The 19,497-nt window shown below is 60.9% G+C and carries 20 protein-coding genes; 3 read left to right on the top strand and 17 right to left on the bottom strand.

What is annotated here, in order from left to right:
* Positions 1-5: 5 nt before the first annotated feature.
* The 7 genes from ACNOHI_RS20820 to ACNOHI_RS20790 all read right to left on the bottom strand — a co-directional run bounded on the left by ACNOHI_RS20820 (position 6) and on the right by ACNOHI_RS20790 (position 6,015).
* On the bottom strand, positions 6-1,199 hold the full coding sequence (locus tag ACNOHI_RS20820; protein WP_420476626.1) for a DesA family fatty acid desaturase: 1,194 nt from the start codon (positions 1,197-1,199) through the stop codon (positions 6-8).
* Between the two features lie 112 nt (positions 1,200-1,311).
* Positions 1,312-2,649, bottom strand: coding sequence for a mechanosensitive ion channel family protein (locus ACNOHI_RS20815; RefSeq protein WP_420476625.1), 1,338 nt, complete (start codon positions 2,647-2,649; stop codon positions 1,312-1,314).
* Positions 2,646-3,203, bottom strand: a complete 558-nt coding sequence (locus ACNOHI_RS20810; protein ID WP_420476624.1) for a phospholipase D family protein — start codon at positions 3,201-3,203, stop codon at positions 2,646-2,648. Before ACNOHI_RS20810 ends, ACNOHI_RS20815 begins: the two co-directional genes overlap by 4 nt.
* Positions 3,200-4,456 (bottom strand): RsmB/NOP family class I SAM-dependent RNA methyltransferase, encoded by a 1,257-nt coding sequence (locus tag ACNOHI_RS20805; RefSeq protein ID WP_420476623.1) that lies wholly within the window; start codon positions 4,454-4,456, stop codon positions 3,200-3,202. Before ACNOHI_RS20805 ends, ACNOHI_RS20810 begins: the two co-directional genes overlap by 4 nt.
* 9 nt (positions 4,457-4,465) lie before the next feature.
* Positions 4,466-5,095 carry a phosphoribosylglycinamide formyltransferase gene (gene purN / locus ACNOHI_RS20800; RefSeq protein WP_420476622.1) on the bottom strand — a complete coding sequence of 210 codons (630 nt, stop codon included), beginning with the start codon at positions 5,093-5,095 and terminating at the stop codon, positions 4,466-4,468.
* A gap of 85 nt (positions 5,096-5,180) precedes the next feature.
* Positions 5,181-5,579, bottom strand: a complete 399-nt coding sequence (locus ACNOHI_RS20795) for a barstar family protein (RefSeq protein ID WP_420476621.1) — start codon at positions 5,577-5,579, stop codon at positions 5,181-5,183.
* Between the two features lie 61 nt (positions 5,580-5,640).
* Complete coding sequence (locus ACNOHI_RS20790) at positions 5,641-6,015, bottom strand: ribonuclease (RefSeq protein WP_420476620.1); 375 nt, start codon at positions 6,013-6,015, stop codon at positions 5,641-5,643.
* A gap of 280 nt (positions 6,016-6,295) precedes the next feature.
* Between ACNOHI_RS20790 and ACNOHI_RS20785 the strand changes: the two genes are divergently transcribed.
* On the top strand, positions 6,296-6,634 hold the full coding sequence (locus ACNOHI_RS20785) for a hypothetical protein (protein WP_420476619.1): 339 nt from the start codon (positions 6,296-6,298) through the stop codon (positions 6,632-6,634).
* A 40-nt stretch (positions 6,635-6,674) separates the two neighbouring features.
* On the opposite strand, the gene ACNOHI_RS20780 is transcribed toward ACNOHI_RS20785, so the two are convergent.
* The 10 genes from ACNOHI_RS20780 to ACNOHI_RS20735 form a co-directional block, all read right to left on the bottom strand.
* Complete coding sequence (locus ACNOHI_RS20780; RefSeq protein WP_420476618.1) at positions 6,675-7,889, bottom strand: patatin-like phospholipase family protein; 1,215 nt, start codon at positions 7,887-7,889, stop codon at positions 6,675-6,677.
* A gap of 85 nt (positions 7,890-7,974) precedes the next feature.
* Positions 7,975-9,768 carry a gamma-glutamyltransferase gene (gene ggt / locus ACNOHI_RS20775; protein WP_420476617.1) on the bottom strand — a complete coding sequence of 598 codons (1,794 nt, stop codon included), beginning with the start codon at positions 9,766-9,768 and terminating at the stop codon, positions 7,975-7,977.
* A 131-nt stretch (positions 9,769-9,899) separates the two neighbouring features.
* The gene (locus ACNOHI_RS20770) at positions 9,900-10,658 is read right to left on the bottom strand and encodes a 3-hydroxyacyl-CoA dehydrogenase (RefSeq protein ID WP_420476616.1); all 759 of its coding nucleotides are present in this window, start codon (positions 10,656-10,658) and stop codon (positions 9,900-9,902) included.
* 136 nt (positions 10,659-10,794) lie between these two features.
* Positions 10,795-12,942: a sodium-translocating pyrophosphatase gene (locus tag ACNOHI_RS20765; RefSeq protein WP_420476615.1), complete on the bottom strand. Its 2,148-nt coding sequence runs from the start codon at positions 12,940-12,942 to the stop codon at positions 10,795-10,797.
* A gap of 282 nt (positions 12,943-13,224) precedes the next feature.
* Complete coding sequence (gene adk, locus ACNOHI_RS20760) at positions 13,225-13,881, bottom strand: adenylate kinase (protein WP_420476614.1); 657 nt, start codon at positions 13,879-13,881, stop codon at positions 13,225-13,227.
* A gap of 154 nt (positions 13,882-14,035) precedes the next feature.
* Positions 14,036-14,794: a 3-deoxy-manno-octulosonate cytidylyltransferase gene (kdsB, locus tag ACNOHI_RS20755; RefSeq protein WP_420476613.1), complete on the bottom strand. Its 759-nt coding sequence runs from the start codon at positions 14,792-14,794 to the stop codon at positions 14,036-14,038.
* Between the two features lie 31 nt (positions 14,795-14,825).
* Entirely contained in the window at positions 14,826-15,014 is a 189-nt protein-coding gene (locus ACNOHI_RS20750; protein WP_420476612.1) for a Trm112 family protein, read from the bottom strand.
* On the bottom strand, positions 14,995-16,017 hold the full coding sequence (gene lpxK / locus ACNOHI_RS20745) for a tetraacyldisaccharide 4'-kinase (RefSeq protein ID WP_420476611.1): 1,023 nt from the start codon (positions 16,015-16,017) through the stop codon (positions 14,995-14,997). The genes ACNOHI_RS20750 and lpxK overlap by 20 nt, the downstream gene beginning before the upstream one ends.
* Positions 16,014-16,448 carry an ExbD/TolR family protein gene (locus tag ACNOHI_RS20740; RefSeq protein WP_420476610.1) on the bottom strand — a complete coding sequence of 145 codons (435 nt, stop codon included), beginning with the start codon at positions 16,446-16,448 and terminating at the stop codon, positions 16,014-16,016. The genes lpxK and ACNOHI_RS20740 overlap by 4 nt, the downstream gene beginning before the upstream one ends.
* A 9-nt stretch (positions 16,449-16,457) precedes the next feature.
* Positions 16,458-17,063, bottom strand: a complete 606-nt coding sequence (locus ACNOHI_RS20735; RefSeq protein WP_420476609.1) for a MotA/TolQ/ExbB proton channel family protein — start codon at positions 17,061-17,063, stop codon at positions 16,458-16,460.
* 314 nt (positions 17,064-17,377) lie between these two features.
* Between ACNOHI_RS20735 and xseA the strand changes: the two genes are divergently transcribed.
* Positions 17,378-18,739 (top strand): exodeoxyribonuclease VII large subunit, encoded by a 1,362-nt coding sequence (gene xseA, locus ACNOHI_RS20730; protein WP_420476608.1) that lies wholly within the window; start codon positions 17,378-17,380, stop codon positions 18,737-18,739.
* Positions 18,740-18,870: 131 nt separating this feature from the next.
* Positions 18,871-19,449: a superoxide dismutase [Fe] gene (gene sodB / locus ACNOHI_RS20725; protein WP_420476607.1), complete on the top strand. Its 579-nt coding sequence runs from the start codon at positions 18,871-18,873 to the stop codon at positions 19,447-19,449.
* The last annotated feature ends 48 nt before the right edge of the window (positions 19,450-19,497 follow it).

Below are 19,497 nucleotides of genomic sequence, written 5' to 3'. Positions count from 1 at the left end.
TACTATCAGGCATAGCTGCGCAGGCGCGACGAGAACTCCTGCAAGGATTTGATCCCGGAGGCTTCGGCGCGTGCACACCAATCCTGCAACTGCTGCAGCAACTGCTCGCGGCTGGAATTCGAACGCTCCCAGATCGCACCGAGTTCGACACGCATCTCGTGCATGGTCTTCAGTGCCTTGCTGTGGACGAACAACTCGGTCAGTTGCTGTTTCTGCGGCGCTTCGAGCTTTGCCGGCTCTCGCTGGAGCAGCTTCTTGGCATTCTTCAGGAATTTCGCCTCCAGGTTGGCCTTGCCCTTCAGGTCGGCGAGTTCGTCGCGCCATGCACTCTTGACGGACTTGGCATACGTCGCCATCACGTCATAGCGGTTGGCGATAACTGACTGCAGGGTTTCAAAATCGGCCACGAGCTTCTGGCGATCGAACTTGGGTTCCGGTGCGACCTTCTTTACCTTGGCCAGGCCCAGCGTCTCCAGAATGCGGATGTACAACCAGCCGATGTCGAACTCGTACCACTTGGACGACAGTTTGGCGGAGGTGCCATAGGTGTGATGGTTGTTGTGGAGTTCTTCGCCGCCAATGATGATCCCGATCGGGAAAATGTTGGTCGACGCGTCAACGCAATCGTAATTGCGATAGCCCCAGAAATGACCGATGCCATTGATGATGCCTGCGGCGGTGATCGGAATCCAGAGCATCTGCACGGCCCAGACCGTGAGGCCGATGCCGCCGAACAGCATGACGTCGATGATCAGCATCAGTCCCACGCCTTGCCAGCTGTATTTGGTGTAGAGGTTGCGCTCGATCCAGTCATCGGGCGTGCCGTGGCCGTACTTCTCCATCGTCTCACGGTTTTTTGACTCGGCGCGATACAGTTCCGCGCCTTCCAGCAGCACCTTCTTGATGCCGCGCGTCTGCGGGCTATGCGGGTCTTCTTCGGTTTCGCACTTGGCGTGGTGCTTGCGGTGGATTGCGGCCCATTCCTTCGTCACCATGCCCGTCGTCATCCACAGCCAGAAGCGGAAGAAGTGGCTGGGAATGGCATGCAGCTCGAGTGCGCGATGCGCCTGGCAACGGTGCAGGAAGATGGTGACGCTGGCAATCGTGATGTGGGTCACGACAAGCGTGAAGGCGAGAATTTTCCAGCCGGAAGCGCCGGTCAGGCCATTGGATAAAAAGTTGAGTACGGCATCGAGCATCGTGTGTCCAGTCTTTGAGTTTCAGTTGGAATGCATCCGGAAATAGCGCTGGAAGCGTTCTGTCAGCCAAAAACCGACCTCCTGCATGCATGCAGGCCCGATTGTACGCTGTTTAGGACGCCCCCGTGGCGCGGACCGCCTGCAAAGTTGAGGATTCACTGCTTGCAATCGGATCGAGCAATCGGATTTCGCGCTGCGGGTAAGGAATCTGGATCCCGTCTTGTTGCAACTGTTTCCAGATGGCGCGGTTCACGTCGGACAGCACGCCGGACCTTCCGTTCTCCGGATCCGCAATCCACCAGCCCACTTCGACTTCGAAGCCATCAGCATCGAATCGCAGGAGGAAAGCTTGCGGTGCCGGATCCTTGACTACCCGTGCCACGCTGGCCGCCGCCTGCTCAAGCAGCTTTAGCACTGCATCGATATCGCTTTGATAAGCGACGGACAGCTTCGTCGACATCCTGAGCATGCGGTCGCTCAAGGAGTAATTCTGGACGGGCCCAGACAGCAGCATTTCATTTGGAACAACGGTTTCGATGCCGTCCATGCTGCGGACCACGGTGTAGCGTGTATTGATCTGCGTGACCTGTCCGTAATACTTGTCCACATTGACCAGGTCGCCGATGGCGAGGCTGCGTTCGATCAGAATCACGAAACCGGATACGTAGCTGCTGACGATCTTTTGCAGGCCAAGACCGAGGCCTACACCTAACGCGCCGCCGAAGACAGACAGGACCGTGAGGTCGATCCCGACCAGCGAGAGGCTGATCAGCACGGCAAGCAGGATCAGGACTGCGCGGCCGAGGCGGGCCGTAACCGCGCGAAGGGATGAATGGACGGCATCCATCCGCATCAGCCGCTCTTCGAGCACGGCGCCCGCCCAGAGGGCCAGGATCAGGGTCACAACCACGGACGCGGCCGCCTGCACGATTACCAGCAGCGAGGTCTTGTGACGCCCAACCGGAACGAGCGTCTGGTCAAGGAAACCGACGAGTTCGGGCCAGAGCCCGGTGATGTAAAGCGCCACGCCGCACCAGACAATCGTGGCGATGACTTTCTCGAATGTCAGCAGTACCCTGCCCGCCTTCCCTCCGCGCGCGAAAATTCGGCGCAGCACGTAGAAGGCCAGGCGAATCAGGGCGAACGAGCCCACCAGCGGAATGGCCAGGCGAAGCAGGTTCACGTTCTGCCATTGTTCGAGTATCAGCTTGGCGACGGCGATCAGCGACAGCGCCACGAGCGGTGCGAGTACGCTGGCGAAACTTTCGACGCCGAGGCGCATGACGCGCAGTTGCATGTCCTGCGTGCTCAGGCGGTTGCGCAAGACGCGTCCAAGCACCCATCCTAGCGCAAGGCAGGCGACCAGCGCGGTGAGCTGCCAGAGCAGTCCGGGATCGCTCAGATCGGTCCATAAGTCGGTCAGCAGGTTCGAAAGCAGGTTCTGTTTCATTTCTTGAAGGGTGTCGCCTCCAGGCGGTGCCGTTCCCAGTTTTCAGCATAGCGGGTGGCAAGCGCCGGGTTGTTGCGCGCAATAAGGATGTTTTCGGCGTTCTTGTGCTGCGCCGTCCAGGTGAAATTGAAGCTGCCGGTGATCACCGTTGCCGCCGGGCTGCCCGCATCCACGATGATGAGTTTGTTGTGGGCATTCTGGTACCGGGTTTCGATCCATACTGGGACGCCGGCGGCGGAAAGGTCGGCCGCCATCGATGAGGGGACCTTTTCCAGCTGGCCGCCATCGACAAGCACGCGCACCTCGACACCGCGTCTATGGGCTGCAATAAGGGTAGTGGCGATCTTTTTGCTGGTCAACAGATAGGCCTGGACAAGGACCTGCTTGCGAGCGCTGACGACGACATCGATCACGGCAGATTCGACATCGTCCCATGGAGCAAACAGGGGTTGCAGCGAGCCCTGCGCAGGAAGGGGGACTCCTGTGGCATGGGCCGCGCCGGACAGCGCGGCCAGCGTAAAGATTAACGAGGCAACGAGCGCCCGCCGGATCATTTCCGGCGCTCGAAGACGGCGGCGAAGAAGCCGTCGGTCTGATGAACGTGGGGGTACAGCTTGAGGTAATCGCCCATTTCCAGCGCCACCTTCTGCTCGGCGAGCACGTCCTTCATGGGTATGAGCGTGAAATCAGCGTGCGATGCAATGAACTGCGCGGCGATGGCGTCGTTTTCCTCATCGAGCAGGCTGCAGGTTGCGTAAACGAGGCGGCCGCCGGGTTTCACGATGCGTGCGGCGCTGGCCAGGATAGCTGTCTGCTTGGCATTGAGCTCTACGACGGATTCCGGCGTCTGACGCCATTTCATGTCCGGGTTGCGGCGAAGCGTACCCAAGCCGCTGCATGGCGCGTCGACGAGGACACGGTCGATTTTGGCGGCGAGACGCTTGATCTTGGCATCGTTTTCATGGGCGATGACGACCGGATGCACATTCGACAGTCCGCTGCGTGCCAGTCGCGGCTTCAGCTTAGCCAAGCGCTTTTCCGAGACGTCAAATGCATAGAGGCGGCCGGTATTGCGCATCATGGCGCCGAGTGCGAGGGTTTTCCCGCCGGCACCGGCACAGAAGTCCGCCACCATCTCGCCACGCTTGGCGCCGACAATCTGGGCCAGGAGCTGGCTACCCTCGTCCTGCACTTCGATCGAGCCGTCCTTGAACAAGGGCAGGTTCTGCAGTGCGGGCTTCTTGTGCAGTCGAAGGCCGAACGGTGCGTATGGTGTGGCTTCGCAGACAATGGGTGCTTTGGCCAGTTCGGCGATGACTTCATCGCGCTTTGCTTTGAGCGCGTTGACACGCAGGTCGAGCGGCGCGGGGCGATTGAGCGCATCAGCAAGCTGCAAGGCCGCCGCTTCGCCGTCGCGCGCCACCAGCTTGTCGTACAGCCATTGCGGCAGGTTGGCGCGAAGGGCGACCGGAAGCGCGGCGCGATCGATTTGGGCGATCCGCTGGAGCCAATCCGCCTCTTCTGTTGCAAGTCCGCCTATCGCATCGGCGCCGACGACGTCGGCCAGACCCAGGAGGGCAAGCCGGCGCATGGCGGGACCGTGGCCCGATTCGGCAAAACTCGCATAGCTGAGCTTGTTGCGCAGGACGGCGTAAATGCCTTCTGCAACCGCATTGCGTTCGCGCGGGCCAAGCTTCGGATGTTCGCGGAAATAGCGGGATAGGATAACGTCGGCCGGGCCGGTAAAGCGCAGGATTTCTCGCAATGCTTCTTCGATATGGCCCACGACTGCGGGATGCAATCTCATGGAAATCTTTCAGGTAATGGCAGGCTTGCCGGATTCCGGGGAAACGCGGACGAGGCCGTTGTCGATGGTCAGCCGGCCCTCAATGAACCATCGCACCGCGCGCGGATAAATAATGTGTTCCTGCGCCAGCACGCGGTCGCCGAGCGCATGTTCGGTGTCGTCCGGCAGGACGGGTACAACCGCCTGTTCGACGATTGGTCCATGGTCGAGTTCGGCGGTGACGAAGTGTACGGTGGCGCCGTGATATTTGACGCCTGCCGCCAGCGCCTGGCGATGTGTGGCGAGGCCGGGGAAGCTTGGCAGCAGCGATGGATGGATATTCAGCAGGCGTCCGGCGTAATGCTCGACGAACGCGGGAGTCAGGATGCGCATGAAACCGGCAAGAACGACGAGATCCGGGGCGAACTTGTCGATTTCTGCACGCAACGCGGCGTCAAATTCATCCCGGCTGGGGAATGCCTTGCTGACAACCACAGCGGTCTGGATGCCGTGTTCGGCAGCGAAGGCAAGCCCTTCGGCATCGGCGCGATTGCTGATAACGGCGGCTATCCTGCACGGCCATTGCTCGGACTTGGCGGCGCGGACGATCGCCTGCATGTTGCTTCCGCGTCCGGAAATCAGGATGACGATATTTTTCATGGCGCGCATTTTACCGTACAGGGGTTCCGCCACCCCAACAAAAAAGCCGACCGGAAAGGGTCGGCTGTGCGGGAGAAGGTGAATATTACTGGAAGGAGTAGAAGACCCGGAAGGCCACCTTGCGCTCCGCCCAGAAATCGGCGGCGTCGCGGAAAACGTCCAGCAGAGTTTCGCGTGCTTCCTTGTCGAACTTTGGCGTGTTTGGCAATTGTTCAATCACCACCAGGAAGCCCGGTTGCGGGCCGGCCTTGTAGGCCAGGTCGGTAAGGCAGTCGCCAAGGGCGTCGAAATTCTTGCCGAAATGGCGCGGGAAATGGAATGCCGTCGCAATGCGGGTAAGCACCTGCTGCTTGGTCGTCGCATCGGCACACCAGGCGTACAGGAAATGCTGGCCGAGTCGGGCGGCCTCCTCCTGCAGCTCGTTCACACGGAACGCGCGGATGGACTGAACCACATTGGGCGGCACCGTTTTAAACAAGCTCATGTCATCCTCGGCTCGTGCGATTAGCTGGACGGGATTGTGCAGTGACTCGATACGCATTTCGTTACTCTTTGATGCGCCGGAAGGTCGCATAGTGGTCGTCGGTGTAATAGTGTTCGCCGGATGTCGCGGGATCACCTCCGGAGACAATGCGCCGCGCACCGCGATTGCGCGCGCCAGGAGTCTTCACCGTGAATTCGTGATAATACCCGCGCTTCTGTTTCGGCAAAACCCCTTCATAGTTCCCGAAAACGCTGCCGTCCTTTGGATAGGGGAAGGGGCCGCCCTGCTTGATCAGGACCAGGGTTTGCTGCGCTTCCTTCGGCAGGTCGCGCGCCGCAACGATATCGATCGGTACGGGTCCTCTTGCAAGGACATGAACAGATAGTAATAAACCAAGGACGAGTAACGTCCAAGTTTTCAGGAACTTAGCAATCATCGTCGCTCGCCCGCGTTGTTGCCTGTTTATAAACAGTCGTGTTTTTTCGGGATTACGTAGGGTAACGTGTTGTCAGAAACGAAGCAAGCGTCTGGCGTCAATTTCGAGTCTGTTTTCAAGGACTTAGCAGCGAAAACATTTTCAGGAATGCAATTTTTTTGAGCAAAACAGTTGCCGGTCACAATTTGTTGCAATAGTTACTTGCCAGGGAATAATTGTTCGTAGCCCGAAAGCGGGGGTTTGACGTTTAATAGGTCAGGAAAACCTCAAGGAGAACGTCATGAAGCAATTCTTCCCATCGTCCCCGTTCAAGTGGATTGCCGGAGCCGTGATCGCGCTCGCCGCGCCGCTGGCCGGTGCAAGCGATGTGAACTGGTCGGTCAGCGTGGGCTCCCGCTATCCGGCCCCGCAGGTCTACGCACCGCCGCCGGTCGTCTACGTCCAACCGCAACCGGTCTACGTACAACCGCAACCCGTGTATGTCCGGCCGCGCCCGGTCTATGTTCAACCGGCGGCCGTGGTTCAGTACGGTCCGACTTACTATGTCGAGGAAGGCCGGCACCGTGGGCACAAGCGTGGCCACTGGAAGCATCGCCACGACCATCGCTACGACTATTGATGTTTAAGGGCACGCCCGGCCCTGCCGGCGCGTGCCGCCCTCAAGCAGTTTTGGCAAGTGCCGGCAGGGACATGGCGCCCTGCTCGGGCACACCAAAGAACGCCAGCACATCCGCCTTGCGCGCCAACGCATCCTTTCGGCCCAGGCTGATCAATTCCCCAGTAAAACTCGATTCGAAAAGCAGGTAGGACGCGAGCGCGCCGCCGCGCGCTTCGGTGGCGCCGATGGCGCCGAGGAGCATGCGGATCGGACCCGGCAGGCTTTGCACGTGCCGGCTTGCGATTTCATCCAGGCGTTCGGACGGCGCAATGATCAGGAGATCGACCGGCCGCAGCGGCGTGTGGCGTCGCTGCTCCTCCGTCAGCACGGAAAGCGTCAGGTTGATGCGGGTCATCCGCTCGATGTCGACCGCGAGACTGTCGAGGAAGATGCTCGACATCGCATGGCCAGCGATCTGGGCGAGACTTGGGTATTGGGCGAACTCGGATGTCTCCCGCTGCTGCTCGGTGAGGCGTCCCGCACCGATTACCATGACCTTGTCCGCGCCGAGATGGATTGCGGGTGAGATCGGCGCCAATTGACGCATGGACCCGTCGCCAAAGAATTCACGCTTGCCATCGCAGTAAATCGGTGTGGCCGGAAAGATCAGCGGGATCGCCGACGAAGCCAGCAGATGCTCGACACCGATCTGGCTGCGCAGTGCGATCCGTTGTGAGCGTATCCAGGGTTCGACGTCGGCCTCCGTCTGGAAGAAGGTGATGTGGCGTCCCGCTGTATACGACGATGCCGTTACCGCGAGGGCATGCAAAGCGCCGTTCAGCAGTGCCTCGTCCAGGCGCGGGAAGTTGAGCATGCGGTTCAGGAGCGTGACCAGCGGCGTGTTGTCGAGCAGTGCGTTGGGCGGGTTCGCCTTCCAGGTTCTCAGCAGCCAGCCAAAGGAAAGCAGCGACAGCCAGCGCGCGCCAGATCGCAGCACACCCAGTGAATCGGCGCGGTACACCTGCTCGACGGTGATGCGCTCCCATACGCGCAGCACCATTTGCAGTCCCTCGTCGAAGTTGTCGGCATGGCATGCGAGCGCTGTCGCATTGAGTGCGCCCGCGGAGGTGCCGCAGATGATGTCGTAGGGATTGTGTTCGGGAAGCCAGCCTGCCTCGCGCAGGATCGTCGACACGCCGTCCAGCACACCGACCTGGTATGCCGCGCGTGCCCCGCCTCCCGTCAGGACCAGACCCGTTTTCTTCTGCTTTCCCATAGAGAAGAGATTAGCAGGCGATCCGTGATTTGGGGAGGAAGCCTTTCAGGAAAGGATGAAAAAACGACGCATGGCGCAGATGCGTCTACTCTCCCCTGACGATTCCTTCACGGCGCGGGTCGGCGCCGCCGAACCACATCTCCTCGCCATGAATCGTCATGCGCATGATCCCCTGCAGTCCCGACGTCTGCTCCATGAGGCGTACGTTGTGGCCCTTTGCCTTCAATTGCTCGACGACGTTATCCGGCACGCGGCCCTGTTCGAGTTCTGTAGGCCCGTTGCGGCTGCCGAAGTTGGGCAGGCTGATCGCCTGCTGGACATTGAGCCCCCAGTCCATCGTCCCGATGAGCACCTTGGCAACGTAGTTGATAATTGCGGAGCCGCCCGGCGATCCAGTCGACAGCACCAGCTTGTTCGTGCCCTTTTCAAACACAAGCGTGGGCGCCATCGAACTGCGCGGCCGCTTGCCCGGTTGCACCCGGTTGGCGACCTGCCCGTTTACGTCAGAAGGATCGAAGGAAAAGTCGGTGAGCTGATTGTTCAGCAAGAAGCCGCGCACCATCTGTCGCGAGCCGAATGCATCCTCGATGGTGGTCGTCATCGAAATCGCGTTGCCGAATGCATCGACAATGGAGATGTGCGAGGTTGACGGGAGCTCGGGGGAGTTATCGATGCCGCCAGCCAGCGCAGTCGCGGGTGGCACGCCGAATTTCGCCTGCCCCATCGACTTCTCAGTGATCAGCGCGGCACGGTCACCAAGGTATTTGCGGTCGAGGAGTGCCCTGGCGCTGTTGCCCGGGAGGGGAACGAAATCGGTATCGGCGACATAGCGCCCCCGATCCGCATAGGCGAGGCGGCCGGCTTCGGAAAACAGGTGGATCGCGTCGGCAGTCAACGCGCCGTCCTTCGGTGCGAGGGAGCGCATGTCCCGCGTTTCGAGCATGCCGAGCATCTGGGCGATGGCGATGCCGCCGGAGGATGGAGGCGGCATGCCGCAGACCGTCCACGCCTTGTAATCCGTGCAGATTGGCTCGCGCAACCTCGGCTGGTAGCGTGCGATGTCGGCGGCTGTCAGCAAGCCGGGATTGGTTGGATGCCCCTTGACCTTGGCTTCAATGTCGCGCGCGATCTGCCCCTTGTAAAACGCGTCCGCCCCGCCAAGTGCAATCTCGCGCAGCACGGTCGCTAGTTCGGCATTCTTCAGTACGTGGCCGGCTGGCCAGGGATTGCCGTCCTTGTCGTAGAAATAGGCGGCGGCGACGGGGTCCTTCTTCAGGTGCTGCTCGCTCTTGAGCATGGTGTTCAGGCGCGGACTGACCGCAAAGCCCTCTTCTGCCAGTTTAATCGCGGGCGCAAACAGTGATGCCCAAGGCAGCTTGCCGTACTGCTTGTGTGCCATTTCGAGCATGCGCAGCGCGCCTGGCGTCCCGACAGACCGTCCGCCGACTACACCGTCATAGAAGCTCATCGCCTTGCCCTCGGGCGTGTAGAACATCTTCTCGGTGGCTGCCGATGGCGCCGTTTCGCGTCCGTCGAATGCCTTCACCGTCCTGCCGTCGAAGTGCATGAGGAAGGCGCCGCCACCGATGCCAGAGGACTGCGGTTCGACCAGCGTCAGCACCATCTGCACGGCGATGGCGGCGTCCACTGCCGTGCCACCGGCGCGCAGTACCTGGTAGCCCGCGTCCGTTGCGAGCGGATTGGCTGCGGCCACCATGTATTTCCTGGCTGTCCAGCCGGACTTCTCGGTGTAGTCGCTCGCGCGCTCGGGCGCCTGCATCCCGGGAGCAGGCGTGCTCGATTGCTGCACTGGCACAGGGGCGCAGCCGGCAATCAACAGGATGGCAAGCAGGGATGAAGGTATTCCAGCTTTCAACATGGGCGCTCCAGAAAGAAAAAGACAAGCCTCGGGCTTGTCTTAGTCTAGTGCGGCAGGGACGACATTGTCATCCTGCCATGCCGTGAATCCGGCCCGGGCTTGCGTTTGCTCACCCGGTCCGCAGCATGCAATTACTTAGGCTGCATGCGGATCGCGCCGTCAAGGCGGATCGATTCGCCGTTGAGCATCGAGTTTTCGATGATGGTCTTGGCGAGGTTTGCGTATTCGGCCGGTTTGCCGAGGCGCGGGGGGAACGGGACCATCTTGCCCAGCGCGTCTTGCACTTCTTGCGGCATGCCGAGCAGCATCGGGGTTTCGAAGATGCCGGGGGCGATCGTCATCACGCGGATGCCGTTTCGGGACAGGTCCCGTGCCATCGGCAGCGTCAGGCCAACAACCGCGGCCTTCGATGCGCCGTAAGCGGCCTGGCCGATCTGGCCGTCATAGGCGGCAACCGATGCGGTATTGATGATGACGCCGCGCTCGCCGCCCTCGTTGGCTTCCGTCTTGGCCATGGCATCCGCTGCCAGGCGCGCCATGTTGAAGGTGCCGACGAGATTGATGTTCACCACGCGCTGGAAGACATCCAGGGGATGCGGGCCGTCCTTGCCTACGGTCTTGACTGCCGGCGCGACGCCTGCGCAGTTCACGAGTCCGCGCAGCGTACCCATCTCGGTCGCGGCGGCGACGACCGCCTTGCCGTCGGCTTCGGAGGTCACGTCGCACTTGACGAACTTTCCCTTCAGTTCGGCGGCCAGCTTCTCGCCAGCATCCACCTGCACGTCGGCCAGGACAACCTTGCCGCCGTTTTCCACGATCATGCGCGCGGTTGCCGCGCCGAGGCCGGACGCACCGCCGGTGATGATGAATACGCTGTTCTGAATCTGCATTGCTTCCTCTTTGTGATGAACGGAAAGGTTAATGACGTTTACGTAAACGTAAAGAAAACCAATTGTAGCCAATTTTGAATGGCAAAAGCAAAAAAGGCGGCCGGAGCCGCCAATTTTGCTTTGCGAAAATCCGGTGTTACTTGGATTCCGCCTGTGCCGGCGCGGGCATCGCCGGAGTTGTCGCCGGTGCGCTCATCGCGGCCGGCGTCGTCGAATGTCCCGGCGTTGCCGTCGTGCCGATTGCCGGAAGCAACGGTACCAGCAGCAGTGCCACGATGTTAATGATCTTGATCAACGGATTGACCGCCGGACCGGCCGTGTCCTTGTACGGGTCACCGACGGTGTCGCCGGTCACCGCTGCCTTGTGCGCATCGGAACCCTTGCCGCCGTGATGGCCGTCTTCGATGTACTTCTTGGCGTTATCCCATGCACCGCCGCCGGTACACATCGAAATCGCCACGAACAGGCCGGTCACGATGGTGCCCATCAGCAGGCCGCCGAGCGCCGCCGGGCCAAGGATGAGGCCGACCAGGATCGGCACCACGACCGGCAGCAGGGAGGGAACAATCATTTCCTTGATGGCCGCGGTAGTCAGCATGTCGACTGCCTTGCCGTATTCCGGCTTGCCGGTGCCTTCCATGATGCCCTTGATGTCGCGGAACTGGCGGCGCACCTCTTCCACCACGCTGCCCGCCGCGCGACCAACCGCTTCCATCGCCATCGCGCCGAACAGGTAGGGAATCAGGCCTCCGATGAACAGGCCGACGATCACCATGTGGTCGGACAGGTCGAAGCGCAGGTGCATGCCGCGTGCTTCCAGTGCGTGGGTGTAATCGGCGAACAGCACGAGCGCAGCCAGGCCAGCCGAACCGATCGCATAGCCCTTGGTCACCGCCTTCGTGGTGTTGCCCACGGCGTCCAGCGGATCGGTAATGTCGCGCACGCTGTCCGGCAGGTCCGACATCTCGGCGATGCCGCCAGCATTGTCGGTGATCGGGCCATAGGCGTCGAGCGCCACGACGATACCCGCCATGCTCAGCATGGAGGTCGCCGCGACCGCAATGCCGTACAGGCCACCGAGCGCGAACGACACCCAGATGGCGAGGCAGACGAAAATCACAGGCCATGCGGTTGATTTCATCGAGACGCCGAGGCCGGCGATGATATTGGTACCGTGGCCGGTGGTCGATGCCTGCGCGACGTGTTGCACCGGCTTGTAGTCGGTGCCCGTGTAGTACTCAGTGATCCACACCATCAGCGCCGTGAGCACCAGGCCAACGACGCAGGTACCGAACAGGGCCATGGCGCTGACGGTCTTGCCGCCGGCAACGGCCACTGCCTGCGGGAACATCCAGGTGGTCACGAAATAGAAGGCAATCAGCGAAATCACGCCTGCGATGATCAGGCCCTTGTACAAAGCGGGCATCACGTTCTTCATGCCGGGTGACGCCTTGACGAAGCTGCAGCCGATGATCGATGCAATGATCGACACGCCACCGAGGGCGAGCGGATAGATCACGGCATTGAGCGGCGCGCCGGTGACCATCAGCGCACCGAGGGTCATGGTCGCGATCAGGGTCACCGCATAGGTTTCGAACAGGTCGGCGGCCATGCCGGCGCAGTCGCCCACGTTGTCACCAACGTTGTCGGCGATTACCGCGGGGTTGCGCGGATCGTCTTCCGGAATGCCGGCTTCCACCTTACCCACCAGGTCGGCGCCGACGTCAGCACCCTTGGTGAAAATGCCGCCGCCAAGACGCGCGAAGATCGAAATCAGCGAGGAGCCGAAAGCGAGGCCGAGCAGGGGTTTGAGGGTAGTTGCGTCAACCGTCTTGCCGTTAGTCACGAACCAGAAGAAGAGCGTCACGCCAAGCAGGCCGAGGCCAACCACCAGCATGCCGGTGATGGCGCCGCCGCGGAAGGCGACGTCCAGCGCAGGGCCGATGCCCTTGGTCGCCGCTTGTGCGGTGCGCACGTTCGCGCGAACCGACACGTTCATGCCAATGAAGCCGCATGCGCCGGAAAGGACGGCGCCGACGATAAAGCCGATGGCTGTGGTGGCGTCGAGGAAGACGCCGATCAGGATGGCGAGGACAACGCCGACGAGGCCGATCGTCTTGTACTGGCGCGCGAGGTAGGCGCCGGCGCCCTGCTGAATGGCTGCTGCGATTTCCTGCATGCGGGCGTTGCCCGCATCCTGGCTCAAGATCCAACTCCGGGACACCAATCCGTAGATGACAGCGATAATGCCGCACGCTACGGCCAACCATAAACCTGTTGCCATATCGACTCCTCCAATTGTTTCACGACAAAGTTAAAACAACGACGGTCCGGAGGACGGCGACGGCATACGCCCGGTGCTGCAAGAAGGTATCTGCTGTCGTCGTCCCGCGAGTACTACGCACTGCAAAACTTCAAGCGTTACTGAAGAGATTCGGTTGGCCCGTATTGTTGCATACGGGATATTTGTCTGGATACGTGTGCCAGGCGCCCCCTGATGTTTCGTTGATCTGGAACAGGCCGGTGGCCGGAAAGAAAAAAGCGGACATGAGGTCCGCTTTCCTTTTTACTCCGACAAGGCCGCGAAGGCTTTGTCGCGGATCGTCTCTACTGGACCGACACCCGAAATCTTGCGGTATTTCGGCGCGCCGGACTGGCCGGACTGTGCCCACTTGTTGTAGTAGCCGACCAGCACTTCCGTCTGCTCATGGTAGACGGCGAGGCGTTTCTTGACGGTTTCTTCCTTGTCGTCATCGCGCTGGATCAGCTCTTCGCCCGTGACGTCGTCCTTGCCTTCCACCTTCGGCGGATTGAACTTGACGTGGTACGTACGGCCGGACGTCTGATGCACGCGGCGGCCGCTCATGCGCTCGACGATGGATTCGTCGGGCACGTCGATCTCGAGCACGTAGTCGATTGCCACACCGGCTTCCTTCATGGCGTCAGCCTGGGGAATAGTGCGCGGGAAGCCGTCGAACAGGTAGCCGTTCGCGCAGTCCGCTTCCTTCAGGCGGTCCTTGACGAGCCCGATGATGATGTCGTCGGAAACCAGCCCGCCAGCGTCCATCACCTTCTTGGCTGCGATGCCGAGCGGCGTGCCAGCCTTGACGGCAGCACGCAGCATGTCGCCGGTGGAGATCTGGGGGATGTTGAATTTTTCCTTGATGAAATTCGCTTGCGTGCCTTTGCCGGCACCTGGCGGTCCTAAAAGGATGAGGCGCATGGTGTGTCCTAGACTGGTTTTAAATTTGTAATCGGTGGCGAGGATCTCCGCCAGGGCGGGCGAATTTACCTCAAAGACATGCTTTTATCACACTAAGTTTTCATGAAACTTACCACAGAATGTCTCCTGACCGGAATCCCATGCGTGATTTCTTCTAATTTCCTTGACCGAAAACCTGCCGGACCCGGACGAGGTCTTCCGGCGTATCGACGCCCGCAGCGGGTGCATCGGGCGTGACATGCACGGCAATCGGATAACCGTGCCACAGCACGCGAAGCTGCTCCAGCGCTTCGATCTGTTCCAGCGGCGACAGCGTCAGGCGCGGATAATCCTGCAGGAAAGCGTTGCTGTAGGCATACAGGCCGATATGGCGTAGCGGCATATACCCCGGCGGAACAAATTCTTTCGATTGGGCGAAGGCGTCACGATGCCACGGGATGGTTGCGCGTGAAAAGTAAAGCGCCTTCCCGGTCTTGTCCAGAACAACCTTGACCACATTCGGATTGAAGATCTCCGCGATGTCCGCGATTGGATGCGCGGCGGTTGCCATTGGAACGCCGGCAGAGATGAGTCCTGCGGTCGCTGCAATCAGCGCCGGAGAAATCAGCGGTTCATCGCCCTGGACATTGACCACGACAGCATCTGCGGCCAGCGACATCGCGGCAGCCACTTCCGCAATGCGGTCGGTGCCTGAGGGATGATCGGCCCGCGTCATGTGCGCCACGACGCCGTGGTCACGACACGCAGCGAGGATGTCTGCATGATCGGTTGCAACGACCACCTGGGTTGCGCCGGATTGCGATGCACGCTCTGCGACACGCACCACCATCGGCTTGCCGCCGATGTCAGCGAGAGGCTTGTTGGGCAAGCGGGTCGATGCCAGCCGCGCGGGAATGATGACGGTAAAGGTCATGAGTCTGGCTGCACGCGCGGTGCGGGAAAAATCAGGGATTGGCTGTGGAGGACGGCGGGTTCAGGTCGCGTGCCTGGTCGGCCCACATGATGGGGATGCCATCGCGAATCGGATAGGCCACCTTGTCGGGATTGCAGATGAGTTCCTGCGCGTTCTTGTCGTACTCGAGGGGGCCCTTGCAGATGGGGCAAACCAGGATATCAAGCAGTCGGGCGTCCACGACATTTCTCCACTATTCGTTCGGCCAGCGCGCGATCGATGCGCGCCGTCACCGGCACGACCCAGATGCGCGGGTCGTTGTTGATCGTATCAATTCGCGTACATTTTACTGCATCCTTCTCGGTGACCAGAATGATATCGGCAGTGATATTCGCGAAAGGGTTGTCGGAGAAGTCGTAGTGATCGGGCAGCGGCAGCTCTTCAATCTCCAGGCCCGCCGACCGCAGCATGGAGAAGAAACGTGAAGGATTGCCGATGCCAGCGGCTGCAACGATACGGCGCCCCTGCCCTGCAAGTTCACGAAGCGGGACCGCCTTCGCATCGCCGGACAGCGGCTCCGCAATCTCGCCCACCAACTCCATCCGCATTGCTAGCTTCGGAATGCCATCCGGCACGCGCGCCGCGTTGAATATGGTGAAATCGCGCCGCCTGCCGGGCGGCTCGCGCAGCGGACCGGCCGGTAGGAGCCAGCCGTTGCCATTGCCGCGTTCGTCGCAAAGCACGATTTCAACGTCGCGTTGCAAAGGGTAATGCTGCAGTCCGTCGTCCGAGACGATGACGTTCACCGCCGGGTATGCAGCAAGCAACGCGCGTGCGGCCTCGACACGCCTGCGGCCGATTACGACGGGACACTGCGTACGCCGCGCAATCAAGGCGGGTTCGTCGCCGACGTCCGCTGGAGCAGACGTAGGGAGAACCGCTAGCGGTGCGTCATTCTTCGAGCCGTAACCACGCGAGATCACACCTGGGAAAAAGCCGGCACGCCGCAGTTCCTCGACGAGCCAGATGGTCAAGGGCGTCTTGCCCGTGCCGCCGACGAAGATGTTGCCGACGATGACGACGGGGACAGGCAGGCGAGTAGAATCCAGGAACCCCGCCCGATAGGCAGCACGACGCGCAGAGACAAGTGCATGGAAAATGAGCGAAACAGGCCACAGCAAGCGTGCGAGCAGGCCGCGGCGCAGCCAGCCCTGGGGAAGGGTCGTGTCGGCGCCGCGCGTCATTTCCTGCCGCTGGTTTGCGCGGCAAAGGTGACCTTCTCGAAACCGGCGAGGCGTGCGGCTTCGAGCACGTTGATGACCGACTGGTGTGCAGCCGTCGCATCGGCGTTGATGATGATCACCGGATCCTTCTTCGACGCGCCCTTGGCATTGGCCGCAGCCTTCAGTTCGTCAGCGAGGCTTGCCGCATCGCGTGCCGAAATTTGCTGGTTATCGATGGCGTACTGGCCTTGGGCGGTTACGCCGACATTGATTTCCATCGGCTGTTCAATCGCCTTTTCAGCATCGGCCGTTGGCAGGGAAATCTGCAGCGCGGTGAACTTGCTGTAGGTGGTGGTGACCATGAGGAAGATCAGGATCACCAGCAGGACATCGATGAACGGAATCAGGTTGATGTCCGGATCGTCGCGGCGCTTGCCTTTGCGGAAGTCCATGAGGCGGCCTTACTTGCGGTTGCCGTGCACAATGTCGACGAACTTCACCGCCTGCTGTTCCATGTCAACGATGAAGCTGTCGACCAGCGCACGGAAGTGCCGGTAGAACACCAGGGCGGGCATCGCAATCGCAAGGCCAAAGCCGGTGTTGTAGAGGGCCACGGAAATGCCATGTGCCAGCTGTGCCGGGTTGGCGCCGGTGGCATTCTGGGAGCCGAAGATTTCGATCATGCCGACGACGGTGCCGAACAGGCCCATCAGCGGCGCGAGCGTGGCGATCGTGCCAAGCGTGGTGAGGAAGCGCTCGAGGTCGTGGGCGGTGCCGCGACCGGCCTCTTCGATCGATTCCTTCATGACGTCGCGCGGAGCGTTGACGTTGCGCAGGCCGGCGGCGAGCACACGACCCAGCGGTGAATTGAGTTCAAGGTTGCGCAGGACTTCGGGACTGATCTTGCCATTGTGATAGACGCGGATGACCTCTTCCAGCAGGCTCGGCGGGAGGATGCGGCGACGGCGCAGGTACAATACGCGCTCGATAATGAGTGCCAATCCGATAACGGAAGCAATCAGCAGCGGCCAGATCGGCCAGCCGGCCGCTTGAATAATGGCGAGCAAAACAGGCTCCTTGGGTGAGAAATCAGTCGGATGCAGAATGTATCCTGTTGGGCCGTCGCGGGCAAGCGCACACAACGCGGATCCTACGTGAAAACTGCTGCACAGCGCCTGTGGATAACTTTGTGGGCAAGTCGGTGGATTTCATAAAAGTACTTGATTCCAAAGGCTTTTCGGGCAGCAAGCATGCAGCAGTGCAAATTGAAATGTTCAATGAATTCAGATACTTACCCGGTGCCGATGTTGTTTGTAACCAAGTGTGACGGCGAAATGACGATTTGGCGCGCCTGTGGACAGCTTTTCCCTTGGAAGACCGCATGAATACTGGAAATATTTCCGAAAACCAAGGATCCGCGCCGTCTGTACTGACGGTCTCGGCGCTGAACCAGGCCGTGGCACGGATGCTGGAGCGGAGTTTTCCGCTGGCCTGGGTGTCCGGCGAAATCTCCAATTTCACGAAGGCGGCGTCCGGTCACTGGTATTTCACGCTCAAGGACGACGCGGCACAGGTTCGGGCTGTCATGTTTCGCGGTCGCGCGCAATATGCAGGCTTCACCCCGCGCGAAGGCGACAAGGTGGAGGTACGCGCGCTCGTCACCCTGTACGCGCCGCGCGGCGATTACCAGCTCAATGTCGAAGCGATTCGCCGGGCCGGCGTTGGCAACCTGTACGAAGCCTTCCTGCGGCTCAAGGAAAAGTTGAATGCCGAAGGCCTGTTCGACCCGGCGCGCAAACGTCCGCTCGCACTCTTTGCACGCACGATCGGTATCGTCACCAGTCTGCAGGCTGCGGCGTTGCGCGACATCCTGACGACCCTGCGCCGCCGTGCACCGCACGTCCGGGTCATCCTCTACCCTGCCCCCGTGCAAGGCGAAGGGTCGGCACAGAAGATCGCGCAAGCGATCCAGACCGCTTCCGCGCGGGCGGAATGCGATGTCCTGCTCGTGTGTCGGGGCGGCGGCAGCATCGAGGACCTGTGGTCGTTTAACGAGGAAGTGGTTGCACGCGCCATTGCCGCCTGCTCGATGCCGGTGATTTCCGGCGTTGGCCACGAAACCGACGTCACCATCGCGGATTTCGCCGCCGACCTGCGCGCGCCGACGCCAACAGCTGCGGCCGAAATGGCTGCCGCGCCACGCGAGGACTGGATGGCGACCCTGGGTGCGCACGCCGATGACCTGACCCGCGCATTCAGGCGCCTGCTGGCTGAGAAGGCTCAGACCCTGGACTGGTTCTCAAGGCGGCTGGTCAGTCCGTCCGCCTACATTACGCACGAGCGGCTCAAGCTCCAGGGCCTGCAAACCCGACTTGGTCATGCAACGCGGTCGCCCCTCAGGCAGGCGCGTTTCTCGCTCTCGCATCTCCAGACGCGGCTTGCCGCGCAACTCCCGAAAACCGCTTCCGCCCGATTGCGCCTGCAGGACGACGCGCGGCGTATCGGCACGCGCATGGGAACGCTGCTTGCGCAACGCAGGCAAGCGCTCGCATCGCTCGAAGCGCAACTGGAATTGCTGAATCCGCAGCGCACGCTGGAGCGCGGCTACGCAATGGTGTTGGACGGCAAAGGACGGATTGTCCGCGCGCCGAAGGATTTGCGCCCACGGGAAACTGTGACGGTGCGATTGGCGGAAGGATCGGCCGAAGTCGGCATTGCCAGCGTCCAGCCCACCCTCGATTAGCCGCGCGGGAAGCCTTTCCGCCCGCGATTCGTCGCAGGTCAATGAGATCATTCATGCAACCTGTCGGCATCCGTCTTACAATTAACACCTTTCAAAAACAATATCGACCGTAACGAAAGAAAGGAAACGCCATGGAACACACCCTGCCCCCGCTGCCTTACGCAATGGACGCACTGCAACCGCATATGTCGAAGGAAACGCTGGAGTACCACTACGGCAAGCACCACCAGACCTATGTGACCAACCTGAACAACCTGATCAAGGGCACCGAATTCGAAAACGCCTCCCTGGAAGACATCATCAAGAAGTCCTCCGGCGGCCTGTTCAACAACTCCGCTCAGGTGTGGAACCACACCTTCTTCTGGAACTGCCTGAAGCCGAACGGCGGCGGTGCTCCGACCGGCGCAGTTGGCGACGCCATCAACGCCAAATGGGGTTCCTTCGACAAGTTCAAGGAAGAATTCACCAAGTCCGCCACCACCAACTTCGGTTCCGGCTGGACCTGGCTGGTCAAGAAGGCCGACGGCTCGGTTGACATCGTCAACACCTCCAATGCCGCGACGCCGCTGACCACCGCCGACAAGCCGCTGCTGACCTGCGACGTGTGGGAGCACGCCTACTACATCGACTACCGCAATGCCCGTCCGAAGTTCCTCGAAGCATTCTGGAACCTGGCGAATTGGGATTTCGTTGCGAAGAATTTCGCGTAATCGCCATCGTCTCCGAAGAACCCCGCCTCGTGCGGGGTTTTTTATTGT

This window comes from Noviherbaspirillum sp. ST9 (assembly GCF_048799745.1).
Classification (GTDB): domain Bacteria; phylum Pseudomonadota; class Gammaproteobacteria; order Burkholderiales; family Burkholderiaceae_D; genus Noviherbaspirillum.
The sequence above is the reverse complement of the archived record's forward strand: the minus strand, read 5'-3'. Positions and strand labels throughout refer to the sequence as shown.

Coding starts and splice junctions, on each gene's coding strand:
- kdsB (WP_420476613.1), bottom strand. CDS start 14,794: ATGACCTTTACCGTCATCATTCCCGCGCGGCTGGCATCGACCCGCTTG.
- ACNOHI_RS20795 (WP_420476621.1), bottom strand. CDS start 5,579: ATGAGCTTGTTTAAAACGGTGCCGCCCAATGTGGTTCAGTCCATCCGC.
- sodB (WP_420476607.1), top strand. CDS start 18,871: ATGGAACACACCCTGCCCCCGCTGCCTTACGCAATGGACGCACTGCAA.
- ACNOHI_RS20810 (WP_420476624.1), bottom strand. CDS start 3,203: ATGATCCGGCGGGCGCTCGTTGCCTCGTTAATCTTTACGCTGGCCGCG.
- ACNOHI_RS20805 (WP_420476623.1), bottom strand. CDS start 4,456: ATGAGATTGCATCCCGCAGTCGTGGGCCATATCGAAGAAGCATTGCGA.
- ACNOHI_RS20790 (WP_420476620.1), bottom strand. CDS start 6,015: ATGATTGCTAAGTTCCTGAAAACTTGGACGTTACTCGTCCTTGGTTTA.
- ACNOHI_RS20780 (WP_420476618.1), bottom strand. CDS start 7,889: ATGGGAAAGCAGAAGAAAACGGGTCTGGTCCTGACGGGAGGCGGGGCA.
- ACNOHI_RS20770 (WP_420476616.1), bottom strand. CDS start 10,658: ATGCAGATTCAGAACAGCGTATTCATCATCACCGGCGGTGCGTCCGGC.
- ACNOHI_RS20820 (WP_420476626.1), bottom strand. CDS start 1,199: ATGCTCGATGCCGTACTCAACTTTTTATCCAATGGCCTGACCGGCGCT.
- ACNOHI_RS20740 (WP_420476610.1), bottom strand. CDS start 16,448: ATGGACTTCCGCAAAGGCAAGCGCCGCGACGATCCGGACATCAACCTG.
- xseA (WP_420476608.1), top strand. CDS start 17,378: ATGAATACTGGAAATATTTCCGAAAACCAAGGATCCGCGCCGTCTGTA.
- purN (WP_420476622.1), bottom strand. CDS start 5,095: ATGAAAAATATCGTCATCCTGATTTCCGGACGCGGAAGCAACATGCAG.
- adk (WP_420476614.1), bottom strand. CDS start 13,881: ATGCGCCTCATCCTTTTAGGACCGCCAGGTGCCGGCAAAGGCACGCAA.
- ACNOHI_RS20785 (WP_420476619.1), top strand. CDS start 6,296: ATGAAGCAATTCTTCCCATCGTCCCCGTTCAAGTGGATTGCCGGAGCC.
- ggt (WP_420476617.1), bottom strand. CDS start 9,768: ATGTTGAAAGCTGGAATACCTTCATCCCTGCTTGCCATCCTGTTGATT.
- ACNOHI_RS20765 (WP_420476615.1), bottom strand. CDS start 12,942: ATGGCAACAGGTTTATGGTTGGCCGTAGCGTGCGGCATTATCGCTGTC.
- lpxK (WP_420476611.1), bottom strand. CDS start 16,017: ATGACGCGCGGCGCCGACACGACCCTTCCCCAGGGCTGGCTGCGCCGC.
- ACNOHI_RS20815 (WP_420476625.1), bottom strand. CDS start 2,649: ATGAAACAGAACCTGCTTTCGAACCTGCTGACCGACTTATGGACCGAT.